This is a genomic window from Halanaerobium saccharolyticum (assembly GCF_004362045.1).
In the GTDB taxonomy this organism is placed as follows: Bacteria; Bacillota; Halanaerobiia; order Halanaerobiales; family Halanaerobiaceae; genus Halanaerobium; species Halanaerobium saccharolyticum_C.
The window spans coordinates 1-12,610 of sequence record NZ_SNWX01000015.1; the positions used below are offsets into that span (position 1 = coordinate 1).

Here is a 12,610-nt window from a genome sequence, read left to right on the forward strand (position 1 = left end):
AAAGTTAGTGGATTGCAGAGAGCAATAAAGTCTCTTGCATTCTAAAATATTTAAAGGGAGTCTTAATCTATTTCCAAAAGCTACTTGACACAATCTTTTCAAAAATTAACTTGACAGCTGTTATAAGTACTGCTATACTCTAATTAAGCTCATATAATACTATAACACTATAAGGAGGGCTTAATAATGAGAAATAAAAATGTAAAATGTAATGTTTGTGGAAGTCAGAACTGGTCTGGTGCACTATATTGTGAGAAGTGTAGTGGAGACTTATATCATAATCATAATGATGAAAAGATCGCAGCAAAAATTAACCAGGTAAATAGTATCTTTAAGCTGTGGGAGTAAAGTAAATAAGAATTTAAAAAGGTCGGCCCTGGGCCGGCCTTTTATGTTATTATTATGTTATTATATAATTTTTTTAAATTATTACAAAATCAAAACCATAGATAAAGACTATGTAGAGTGTTAAAAAATAGCTGTAAAAAATAATTGGTGTAAAGAGATTATAATCGCTTATAAGATAGAGATAATTACTGATAATTACTGAAACAAAAATTATTAAAATAAAGGCTGGATTAAATTCTAGAAATAAGACTGAGGCAAATAAACCACTAAAGATAACTGCTATAAAACCGGGTAAATATAGATCAAATAGTGAAAAAATTATTTTATTAAATAAAAATTGCTCTACACTGGCTGTAAAAAAAAGAATAATAAAAACCATAACCAGGAGTGGTAGGTCACTATAAATTACTCTGAAAATGTTTTCTCCTAACTGAAGAGGGAAAAAACTGCTTTCAACTTCAGGTCTATAATTAAGATTAATTAAGATAACACCAGCTGTTAACAGGAGAAAGATATAAAATAGTGCTTTGAAATTAACTTTTTCTTTTTTAAACTTAAATCCTAGATCAGCAAAGCTAAAATCATAAAGTAAATTAAAATAACTGTAAATTATGAACAAAAAAACAATATGGGAGAGCACATTAATTGCAAAAGCTAAGATTTCATTAATAAAAATTAGTGAGGTGAAATCTTTTTCTATAATATAATAACTGCTTAAAGTAATAAAATACCAGGCGACAATAATTATTAAAAAGTCTTTATAATTAATTCGTTTATCGGAAAAAATATTATTTTTCAAATTATCACCTCCTCTCTCTTATTTCTATTAAAAATAGATGATTCCTTTAAAAAATTATTTTTTTAAGGTGATTTTAAAAATAAGCAGGGTTTAAGTTGTTGTTTGCCGAATATTTATAGTAAGAGGTGATAAAATTGTCCTGGCAGGTTATAACAAGTTTATTGGATATTTTTATAATTGCGTTTATTATTTATTATTTACTTAATATTATTTCCGGAACAAGAGCTGTCCAGTTGATTAAGGGACTGGGTTTGATTTTTTTAGTCGCCCTCCTGGCTCAGCTTTTAGAACTAAATACTGTTAACTGGTTTTTAGACAGTTTTTTAACCATTATTATGGTTGCACTTCCAATTGTTTTTCAGCCGGAATTGAGACGAGCTTTAGAACAGATAGGAAGAGGCGGTTTTCTTAAAGAACAGTTCTGGCAGAACTGGGGTCCAAAGGAAATCAACGAGATTGTTCTGGCTATGGCAGATATGTCAGAAAAAAAGATTGGAGCTTTAATTGTTATTTCGCGTAGAGTTGGCTTAAAAAATTACATTGAAACAGGAATAGAGCTTGATGCTTCAATTAGCAAACAGCTTTTATTTAGTATTTTTCAGCACGAATCTCCTCTCCATGATGGTGCTTTAATCGTTGAGAATGGTAAGATTCAGGCAGCCAGCTGTTTTTTGAATCTTTCTACTCGTTCTGACATTAATCCAAGATTGGGAACAAGGCATCGAGCGGCAATCGGTATTACCGAGGAATCTGATGCCCTGGCTTTAGTAGTTTCCGAAGAAACAGGTGTAATCTCAATTGCTGAAGACGGAAAGTTAAGCCGTCATCTTGATAAAGCTGAACTGAGAGAATCACTGACCCACGGTTTTGAAAAATCTAAAGAAAAATCGTTTATGAGGAGGCATTTCTAATGTTTTCTCTAACTGAAAATAAAAAGAGGTTAATTTTAGCGTTTGTAATTGCTGTTTTACTCTGGGGTTATGCAAGTAATCAAACTGCCAATATTTTTAATTATGGTGAAGAACAGGCAGCATCATTTTTAGTGGATATTGAAGTTAGAAATTTACCTGAAGGCTATCAGATAGAATCAATGTCTGTTGAGCGTGCTGTAATCAGAATTGATTATGTTTCATATTTTTCTCAGCTGAGCAGAGATGATATTACTGCCTATGTTGATTTGCGTAATGTTAAGCCAGGTGATAATATGAAAATAATTGAGGTCAAATTACCTAGTTCAGCAAGGTTGATTGGGGTTGATCCCGGGTATTTACTTGTCAATATTGCAAGAGAAGATGAATGATTAAACTGTAATATATTGAGCTGATATTTAATTTGCATAGTAAAAATTCGAAATTTAATGTTCAATACTGGTTGAGTAAGATCAATATTAATAACTGAGGTGGAAAATTTGGAGAAGAAATTGTTTGGAACTGATGGTGTGCGCGGTGTTGCCAATCACGAGTTAAAAGGTGAGCTGGCATTTAAATTGGGTAGAATTGGTGGTTATTATTTGACAAGAAATTCAGCACAGGAACGGCCGGTAGTCATTATTGGGAAGGATACCCGACTCTCTGGTGATATGCTGGAGGCTGCACTGATGGCTGGTTTGACTTCAGTGGGAATTGATGTTTACAGGCTGGGAATAATTCCGACTCCTGGTGTCTGCTTTTTAAGTAGGTCGAAAGACGTAGCTGGTGGAATTATGATTTCTGCTTCTCATAATCCAACTGCTGATAATGGAATTAAATTCTTTGATCAGAATGGAATTAAACTCAGTGACCAGGCGGAATTAGAAATTGAAGAGCTAATTTTTAATGATCATTCGGAAGAATTACCCTATCCAATTGATAATAAGATTGGGCTGGTCGAAGAAAAGTATGACTGGATTGAGGAATATATTAATTTTGTAATTAAGAGTACTGAACAAAAACTGGATGGCTTAAAAGTAGTAATTGACTGTGCCAATGGTGCTGCTTATCAGGCGTCACCGGCTGTTTTTAAGTCACTGGGAGCAGAAGTAGTTGTAATTAACAATCATCCAAATGGTGCAGAAATCAATGTTAATTGTGGCTCGACAGCTCCTGAGCTGGCAGCAGAAAAAGTAATAGAGACCGATGCTGATTTAGGTATTGCTCACGATGGTGATGCAGATAGAGTAATTTTAATTGACGAAAAAGGTGAGATTGTAGAAGGCGACAATATTATGGCAGTTGCTGCTAGAGAGATGATTGCTAAAAACAAATTAAATAAGAAGACAGTGGTTACCACCAAATATAGTAATCTGGGATTAAAAGAAAGTCTGGCAGAAGTGGGAGCTAATCTGGTAATAACCCAAAATGGAGATCGGTATGTGCTGGCAGAAATGCTGAAAAATAATTATAAACTGGGTGGAGAAAAATCAGGACATATTATATTTAGTGAATACAACACAACCGGTGATGGAATTTTAACTGCAGTTAAAATTGCTGCAATAATAAAAAAGAGAGATAAGCCTTTATCTCAATTAAAAAAAGTTATGAGTTACTGGCCCCAGCTCCTGGCAAATATAAAGGTCAGTCAGAAAAAAGACTGGGAGCAAAACACTAAGATTGGAGCTGAAATTAGAGCTGCAGAAAAGGAGATCGGAACTTCTGGTCGGGTTTTTGTCCGTGCTTCCGGAACCGAACCTCTGATTAGAGTAATGCTGGAAGGTAAGGAAGAAGAACTTTTAAATAAATGGGAAGCAAAATTAACTCAATTAATTAGTGAAGAATTGAACTAAATAGTTTGCTATTTATAGCAATTCATAATAAAATTAAGTTTGTATTTGCTGCTATTTAGTTAAAAATGCTAAATTATTAGCACTTTAAAAACAGATAAAGGAGGTGAGTATAAAAAAAGATGATGATAAAGCGCCAGAACCTGATTGCAGCGGTATTTTAATCAGGTGGACGAGGAAGAAGGTTATCGAATCTTCGGCGGATGCCTTCAGGTAGAGGCTGTTTACCTTAAGTTTATTTCTTAAAATCAGCAGGTAATTGTTGAGACAGAGGAGATAAACAGCAGCTGACAGTTAAATATTGTGTAAATAAATATTAAAAATAATTGATTTAAAAGATACGAATATAATGGAGGTTAAAATATATGTGTGGAATTGTTGGTTATATTGGAAAAAAAGATGCAGCACCGATTTTACTGGAAGGTTTAAAAAAGTTAGAATATAGAGGTTATGATTCAGCCGGGATTGCTGTTCAGGAAACCCAGGGAATAGCATTAGTTAAAAAGAAAGGTAAGTTAAACAGCCTGGAAGAAATACTTAAACAGAAATCTCCTCGAGGAAATGTAGGGATTGGACATACTCGCTGGGCAACTCATGGTAAGCCTTCAACCCCTAATTCTCATCCTCATCAGAGTTCAGAAGGAGAATTTGTGGTTGTCCACAATGGAATAATTGAAAATTACCTGGAATTGAAAAATCAATTAAAAAAGGAAGGTTATATTTTTGATTCGGAAACTGATACAGAAGTTATCCCTAATTTAATTTCCAAATTTTATCAGGGGAATATAGAAGAAGCTGTCCGTAAGGCAGTGGCTTTGCTGGAAGGTTCTTATGCAATAGCTGTATTATCAAAAAAAGAGAAGGAAAAAATTGTTGCTGTACGGAAAGACAGTCCTCTAATTATTGGTTTAGGTGAAGATGAGTATTTTATCGGTTCTGATATTCCTGCTATTTTGGATCATACCAGAAGTGTTTATATTTTAGATGATAACGAAATGGCGGTACTTGAACATCAGGGTGTTAAAACTTATACCGTAGAAGGTGAAGAACTGGACAAAGAAGTATTTAATGTTGACTGGGAAGCTTCGATGGCTGAAAAAGGTGGATATGATCATTTCATGTTAAAAGAAATCCATGAGCAGCCAGAAACAGTCAAAAAATGTATCAATGGTCGTCTAACAGCGACAGATGTGCAATTTGATAGCTTTAATATGGAGCAGGAAGAATTGAATGAGTATAATAAAATATATATAGTTGCCTGTGGAACTGCCTATAATTCTGGTTTAGTAGGGAAGTATGCTATTGAAAAGCTGGCCCGAATTCCAGTAGAGGTTGCAATTGCATCTGAATTTAGATATCGAGATCCTATTGTTGATGAGAATACCCTTGTAATTGTAGTCAGTCAGTCTGGAGAAACAGCTGATACTCTGGCTGCTGTGAGAGAATCTAAAGCTAAAGGTGCCCGGATTATTGGTATCTGTAATGTAGTTGGAAGTACAATTGCCAGGGAATCAGATGATGTTATTTATATTCATGCAGGTCCAGAAATAGCTGTAGCTTCTACCAAAGCCTATATTGGAATGATTACCGTCCAATATCTGCTGGCGATTTATTTTGCCCGGATTAAAGGTTTATTAAAGGATGATAAAAGCAGAGAAATAATCAGCAGCTTCAGACGCATTCCAGAACAAATAAAAGAAGTTATAGAAAAAAATGAAGCAGAGATTAAAGCTCAGATTGGTAATTATGCTGAGCGAGAGAATATATTTTATATTGGCCGCGGTCTAGATAATGCTGTGGTAGAAGAAGCTTCACTTAAACTTAAGGAAATCTCTTATATCCACGCAGAGTCATATCCTGCTGGTGAACTTAAGCATGGAACTCTGGCTCTGGTTGAAGAAGGAGTACCGGTGATTGCTGTAGCTACTCAGCCTGATGTTATTGATAAAACCTTAAGTAATATCAAAGAAGTTAAAGCACGAGATGGAGTTGTGACTGCTGTAGTAACTGAGGGAGAAAAAGATCTGGATGATATTGACTACAGATTTGAAATACCTGCTACCAACGATTTATTAACAGGTATTCTTTCAACCGTTCCTCTGCAGCTGCTGGCATATTATGTAGCAGTTGAAAGAGAATGCGCGATAGATCAACCGCGGAATCTGGCCAAAAGTGTAACTGTAGAATAGGAACAAAACTATATATATTCAAATAAGAAGTTCTTAATTAACCGGAGCTCTGATTTAGGTTTTAGCCTAAACCAGAGCTCCGGTTATTTCTAATTAGAATGTATGAATGATTTGCATCTTCAAAAAATAGATCTAATAATATCTTAGTAAAAGTATTGAATAGTTTTTAAAATTTATCTGGGATTAAATTTGTTAAAAAAGTTTGACAATCAAAATAAATTATTGTAAAATAAATTTAATCGATTACGTAAAGGATTAAATGAATTATATTGCTGAGCTTAATAGATAAACTGATTTGAAGAAGATAATATGGGAGATTTTATGAAAAACCTTAAAAAAAGCAAATAAAAAGATAATAGATTTTTTTATATCTGTTATGAAGCTTATTATATGCGAAAAAAAGTTTTGAAAGATGATACTTTATTTGTGAAAAATTAATAGCAATTTGATTAAATAAAGTAGAATTATACAAAATTATAGTGTCTATTTATTTTAATGGTAAAAATTACTATTTAATCACAGAAAATATTATTTTAAAGTATTTGATAAAATAAAAATTTTGCACTCTATTTAATGGATTACGCAAACGATTAAATAATTTTCAGCAAATGTTTGACAATTCAAAAAAGTTCCTGTATAATCTATTTAATGGATTACGCAAACGATTAAATGAATATTTTTTTGATTTTAAAAATATTTAAAGGAGGTGAGGTCCCAGTTAGTGAAGTTAATAACATAAGTTAGTAATTGTTTCATTGTATTTTAAGGGAAAAAATAACTAAAAATCAAAATTTTAAAACTATTAAAAATGGAGGAATTTTTAATGAGAAATTTAAAATCAGTATTTGTTTTAACAGCAGTGTTTTTTGCTTTAGTTTCACTTACAGGTATGGCTTCAGCTCAGGATTTTAGTGTCGGTATGACAGTACAGGATTTAAGCAATCAGATCTGGGCTTCTACTGCAACTGAACTTGAAAAATTGGTGGAAGCAGATGGTGGAGAATTTACAGCTGTAGATTGTGATAGTAATGCAGCAAAACAGGTAAGCCAGATTGAAAACTTTATTGCTAGTGGTGTTGATGTAATGATAGTACATCCAGCTCAAAAAACTGCTGTTGAAGAGCCTCTAAAAAGAGCCATGGATCAGGGTATCAAAGTTTTTAGTTGGGATGAAAAGCTTAAAAATTCTAACATGAACTGGGTTATTGACAACTATGAACTTGGTAGAATGATTGGAAGTCATGCAGCAAAGTGGATTAATGAAAAACTAGGAGGAACAGCAGAAGTTGGAGTGTTAACTTATCCTCAAATTCAGATATTGAAACAAAGAGGAGACGGAATTGTTGATGCAATAAACGAAAAGGCTCCTGATGCAGAAATAGTTGCTAAAGCAAGTGCAATTAATCCTATAGAAGGTATTGCAAAAACAGAAACATTTTTACAGGCACATCCTAATATGAAAGTTATTGCTGCTATCGGTGGAGGTGGAGCTGTAGGTGCTAATGAGGCTGTAAAAGCTGCAGGCAAATTAACTGAGGATTTTGGTATCTTTGCTGCAGATGCAACAGATCAAGAATTAAAAGCTATGATGAATAATGAAGCAAATAGAATGTCTGTTCTAATCACTGGAGACGCAGAAAAAATGTCAAAAGTTATTTATGGATATGTTCAAAAACTTCTTAGTGGTGAAGAAGTACCTCAGAATGTTTATAGAGAACTTATTCCTGTGACTCAAGAAAATGTAGATCAATATTATGATGAAAAAGAGTAAGTAAATTATTAAAAGACGGCCCCTCATGAGGGGCCGTCTATAAAATAAACAGAGAGGAGCTAAATTATGGAAGATAACATTATACTCCAATTAAAAAATATAACAAAAAAATATCCAGGTGTAACAGCTCTTGATAATGTTTCTTTAGATATAAAAAAAGGAGAGGTACATGCTCTAGTTGGTGAGAATGGAGCTGGAAAATCAACTTTAATTAAAACTTGTACAGGAGCAATATCTCCTAATGAAGGTAGAATTATAGTTGAAGGTAATGAATTTTCAGAGATGAATCCTAAATTATCAGAGGGAAATGGAATTTCAGTTATTTATCAGGAATTTAATTTAGTAGGAGAACTAAGTGTGGCTGAAAATATTTTTCTTGGTAATGCTATCAGAAATGGCATAGTTATAGATAGAGAAAAAATGATAGAGGAATCTCAAAAAATTTTTGATCAATTAAAAATAGATATAAACCCAAAAACCTTGGTTAAAAATCTTACAGTAGGATATCAACAAATTGTTGAAATAGCCAAAGCTTTATCAAAAAATGCAAAGATATTAATTATGGATGAGCCCTCAGCACCCTTAACTAAATCAGAGTTAAAACATTTATTCGAAATGGTAGATAAACTTAAGAAACAAGGTGTAACTATTATTTATATCTCTCATAGATTAGATGAAGTATTTAGATTAGGTGATAGAGTTACAGTAATTAGAGATGGAGAAAAAATAAAAACATTAAATACTGATGAAACTAATGTTGATGAGCTTATTAATTTGATGGTTGGTAGAGAATTGAAAGAAACTTTTCCTCCTCGGGAATGTAATATACAAGATGATATTTTACTCGAAGCAAATCATTTGACTGGTAATGGAGTTTATGATTGTTCTTTTAAAGTAAAAAAAGGTGAAGTTTTAGGTTTTGGAGGTTTAATTGGAGCAGGTAGAACTGAATTATCTGAATTAGTTTTTGGTTATTCTAAAATTGAATCAGGTGAAATTATATATAAAGGTGAAAAAATATCACCAAAAAGTCCAGAAGAAGCGATTGATTATGGGATAGCTTTAGTACCAGAAGATAGGAAACAGCAGGGTGTTTTATTAGATATAGATATTAAGGGAAATATTTCCATGTCAATTTTGCAAAGAATTTCTTCTTACTCTGTAGTAGATAAAACAAGAGAAATAGATATCTCTAGTAATTATAGAAAAAAAATGAACATAAAAACACCTAATCTTGAGCAAAAAGTTAAAAATTTAAGTGGTGGTAACCAACAAAAGGTCGTTATAGCAAAATGGCTAGCCTCAAATCCAGATTTGATTATTTTAGATGAGCCAACTCGTGGTATTGATGTAGGAGCAAAATTTGAAATTTATAAATTAATAAATCAGCTTGTTGCTGAAGGTAAAACAATTATTCTTATTTCTTCAGAAATGGAAGAATTAATAGGGATGTCTGATAGAATAATGGTACTTGCTGAAGGAGAAATTACTGGGATGTTACAAAAAGATGAATTCAGTCAGGAAAAGATTTTAAATTATGCATCAAAAACTGAAAGAGAGAGTGATTAGGATGGATTTAGCCAAAGTTAGAAAGTATGGAATTTATATAGCTTTAATAGTTCTTATTATATTTTTTAGTCTTAATAGTAATGCGTTTTTAAACCCAGGTAATTTAATTAATATTGCTAGACAAAGTTCTATGTTAGGAATTGCTGCAGTGGGAATGGCTTTTGTATTATTATTAGGTGGTATTGATTTATCAATTGGCTCACAAATTAGTTTGGTAAACATTATAGGTGCCTGGTTAATGGCTAAAGCTGGTATGAACCCGATTTTTGCTATTCTTATATCTTTAACTGTTAGTACCTCAATTGGGTTTATGAATGGTTGGATCATTGCAAATATTAAAATGCCTCCTTTAATTGTAACTTTAGCAAGTTTAACAATTTTGGAAGGTTTAGCCTTTATAATTTCAGGTGGTGTTCCAATTTTTGGATTTCCAGAATCATTCTCTGTAATAGGACAGGGTTATGTAGGATTTGTCCCTGTTCCAGTAATTATAATGATTGTTATAATGGCAATAGGTGCCTTTATTTTAAACAAAACATATTTTGGAAGATATTTTTACGCTGTTGGTGGTAATGAGGAAGCATCTGAATTATCTGGTATCAATGTTAAAAGGGTTAAATATCTTGTTTATACTCTATCAGGTTTATTTGCTGGTATTGCAGGTATAGTTATGCTTTCCAGAACAAACTCTGGACAGGCTATTGCTGGTAAGGGTTTTGAACTCGATGTATTAACTGCTGTTGTGCTTGGTGGAGTAAGTATAACTGGTGGTTATGGTAAAATTTATAATGTTGTTGCAGGTGTACTTATTATGGGAGTTTTAAGTAACGGAATGGTATTAATGAATATAGATTCTTACTATCAGTTGGTTATTAAAGGCCTGGTATTAATGTTTGCTGTTGGATTTGACAGTTATCAAAGATTTGTAGTAGCTAGTGATTAAAGCAAGTTAATAATTTATAACTTATTTAAATTTATAAGCGTATAATTTTATAAGAAAATTTTTGAAATGGAAGTGAATTAAATGAAAGCAAGAATGGAAGATGTAGCAAAAAAAGCTGGTGTATCTACGGCTACAGTTTCTCATGTAATTAATGAAACAAGATTTGTAGCTGAAGATACAAAAAATAAAGTAATTGAAGCTATGAAAGTATTAGACTATCATCCTAATTCTGCTGCTAGATTATTAAGAAGTAAGGAATCAAAGATCATTGGTTTTTTAGTCCCTGATATAAGTAATACATTTTTTACAAGAATCGCACGAGAAATAGAAGTGATTTTAAGTGAAAAAGGATATAATTTAATTGTTAGTAATTCTGATGAAAGAATTGAAAAAGAAAAAGAGCAGTTAAAAGTATATCAATCCCAATTAATTGACGGTTTAATTATGGCACCATCTGCAAATGATCACAGTTATTTAGAAGAAGAATCTAAAGATTATCCTATAGTATTTATTGATAGAAAGCCTGATGGTTTTAACCAAGGAGATTGTGTACTTGTAGATAACGAAAAGGGGTCTTATCAGGCAATTGAACATTTAATCAAAAAAGGTCATGAAAAGATTGGAATTATTACTGGCCTTCCTGGTTTAACAACTTCTACAGAAAGATTAAATGGTTATAAGAAGGCCTTAACTGATTATAATATTGAGATCGACGAAAATTTAATTAAAATTGGGGATTCTAAGTTTGATAGTGGTTATGAACTGACTGAGGAATTAATAAACTCTACAAATATTACTGCACTTTTTGTAACAAACAATTTAATGACTGTTGGATCTATGAATTTCCTTAAAGAAAAAAATATTAAGATTCCTGAAGAAATTGCTATTATTGGTTATGACAATTATGAGTGGGCTACAATTACTGATCCTCCTCTATCTGTAGTAAAACAACCGATTAATGAAATTGGAATCAAAGCTGCTGAATTAATTCTAAATCGTATTTCTGATAAAAAGAAAAATTTTGAAGATGTTAGACTTGAAAATGAACTAATTATTCGTTCATCTTGCTGATATTAAATAAAGATATTAAAAATAAATTTATAAAAGGATGTGTATTAAATGGAAGGGAAAATGAAAGTAGCTGTAATGGAAGGTATTGGGGAAATGGGTTTTGTAGAAAGAGATATTCCAACTCCTGATAAAGATGAAGTTCTTATTAAACTTGAGTATGTAGGGATTTGTGGATCTGACATGCATTATTATGAACATGGAGCAATTGGAGATTATGTTGTTGAACCACCATTTGTTTTAGGGCATGAGCCTGGTGGAGTAGTTGTGGAAGTTGGTGAAAATGTAACTCACTTAAAAGTAGGTGATAAAGTAGCTTTGGAACCAGGAAAAACTTGTGGAGAATGTGAGTTCTGTAAAAGAGGAGATTATCATTTATGTCCAGATGTTGAGTTTTTCGCGACTCCACCAATAGATGGTGTTTTTCAGGAATATGTAGCACATGAAGCTGATTTAGCTTTTAAGTTACCTGATAATGTTAGCACTTTAGAGGGAGCCTTAATGGAACCTCTTGCTGTTGGATTTCATGCTGCCTTTCAGGGAGATGCAAAAATAGGTCAAACCGCTGTAGTAATGGGGGCTGGTTGTATTGGCTTAGTAACCATGATGGCCTTAAAAGCTATGGGCTTAAAAGAAGTATATGTAGTTGATATTTTAGAAAAAAGGTTGAAAAAAGCTTTAGAATTAGGTGCAACTGGAGTTATTAATGGTAAAGAAGAAGATGCTGTAGCAAAAGTTAAAGAAATTACTGGTGGTAAAGGCTGTGATCTAGCGATTGAAACAGCTGGGACTGAAATAACTACTAGACAATGTATTGAAATGACCAAGAAAGGTTCAAATATTGTTCTGGTAGGTTATAGTAATTCAGGAGAAATGACTTTACCAATGAGTTTGGTTCTGGATAAAGAATTAACATTTAAGACAGTGTTTAGATATAAACATAAGTATCCAATTGCTATTGATGCAGTAGCAGCTGGCAAAGTAGATTTAAAAGGTGTTGTAACAGATATCTTTGAGCTTGACGATGTTCAAAAAGCTATGGACTATAGTGTTAATAATAAGAAGGATGTTGTTAAAGCAGTTATAAAAATTGGTGATTAAATAATATTGATAAAATTAAAGGTTTACCAGTAATATTTAAATATTACTGGTAAACCATTTTAAA

11 protein-coding genes are annotated in these 12,610 nt (G+C 32.4%); 10 read left to right on the forward strand and 1 reads right to left on the reverse strand.

Features of this window, described 5'->3' with window-relative positions; all coding sequences use genetic code 11:
- The first annotated feature begins 186 nt into the window (after positions 1 to 186).
- Positions 187 to 348, forward strand: a complete 162-nt coding sequence (locus DFR79_RS16110; RefSeq protein WP_166638024.1) for a hypothetical protein — start codon at positions 187 to 189, stop codon at positions 346 to 348.
- A gap of 73 nt (positions 349 to 421) precedes the next feature.
- Here the strand turns inward: DFR79_RS16110 and DFR79_RS09665 are convergent, their stop codons facing one another.
- Complete coding sequence (locus DFR79_RS09665; RefSeq protein ID WP_133515289.1) at positions 422 to 1,147, reverse strand: hypothetical protein; 726 nt, start codon at positions 1,145 to 1,147, stop codon at positions 422 to 424.
- 125 nt (positions 1,148 to 1,272) lie between these two features.
- Here DFR79_RS09665 and cdaA point away from each other — a divergent pair, with 125 nt between their 5' ends.
- The 9 genes from cdaA to DFR79_RS09710 all read left to right on the forward strand — a co-directional run bounded on the left by cdaA (position 1,273) and on the right by DFR79_RS09710 (position 12,546).
- Positions 1,273 to 2,058 carry a diadenylate cyclase CdaA gene (gene cdaA, locus DFR79_RS09670; protein ID WP_243727763.1) on the forward strand — a complete coding sequence of 262 codons (786 nt, stop codon included), beginning with the start codon at positions 1,273 to 1,275 and terminating at the stop codon, positions 2,056 to 2,058.
- Entirely contained in the window at positions 2,058 to 2,447 is a 390-nt protein-coding gene (locus DFR79_RS09675) for a hypothetical protein (protein ID WP_133515291.1), read from the forward strand. Before cdaA ends, DFR79_RS09675 begins: the two co-directional genes overlap by 1 nt.
- Positions 2,448 to 2,555: 108 nt before the next feature.
- On the forward strand, positions 2,556 to 3,908 hold the full coding sequence (gene glmM / locus DFR79_RS09680) for a phosphoglucosamine mutase (RefSeq protein ID WP_133515292.1): 1,353 nt from the start codon (positions 2,556 to 2,558) through the stop codon (positions 3,906 to 3,908).
- Positions 3,909 to 4,270: 362 nt separating this feature from the next.
- Positions 4,271 to 6,094, forward strand: coding sequence for a glutamine--fructose-6-phosphate transaminase (isomerizing) (glmS, locus tag DFR79_RS09685; protein ID WP_133515293.1), 1,824 nt, complete (start codon positions 4,271 to 4,273; stop codon positions 6,092 to 6,094).
- A gap of 823 nt (positions 6,095 to 6,917) precedes the next feature.
- Entirely contained in the window at positions 6,918 to 7,865 is a 948-nt protein-coding gene (locus DFR79_RS09690) for a sugar ABC transporter substrate-binding protein (RefSeq protein ID WP_208107524.1), read from the forward strand.
- 66 nt (positions 7,866 to 7,931) lie between these two features.
- Positions 7,932 to 9,434 carry a sugar ABC transporter ATP-binding protein gene (locus DFR79_RS09695; protein ID WP_133515295.1) on the forward strand — a complete coding sequence of 501 codons (1,503 nt, stop codon included), beginning with the start codon at positions 7,932 to 7,934 and terminating at the stop codon, positions 9,432 to 9,434.
- A 1-nt stretch (position 9,435) separates the two neighbouring features.
- Positions 9,436 to 10,377 carry an ABC transporter permease gene (locus DFR79_RS09700; protein WP_208107525.1) on the forward strand — a complete coding sequence of 314 codons (942 nt, stop codon included), beginning with the start codon at positions 9,436 to 9,438 and terminating at the stop codon, positions 10,375 to 10,377.
- Positions 10,378 to 10,458: 81 nt separating this feature from the next.
- The gene (locus DFR79_RS09705) at positions 10,459 to 11,448 is read left to right on the forward strand and encodes a LacI family DNA-binding transcriptional regulator (RefSeq protein WP_133515296.1); all 990 of its coding nucleotides are present in this window, start codon (positions 10,459 to 10,461) and stop codon (positions 11,446 to 11,448) included.
- Between the two features lie 48 nt (positions 11,449 to 11,496).
- Positions 11,497 to 12,546: an NAD(P)-dependent alcohol dehydrogenase gene (locus tag DFR79_RS09710; protein ID WP_133515297.1), complete on the forward strand. Its 1,050-nt coding sequence runs from the start codon at positions 11,497 to 11,499 to the stop codon at positions 12,544 to 12,546.
- The last annotated feature ends 64 nt before the right edge of the window (positions 12,547 to 12,610 follow it).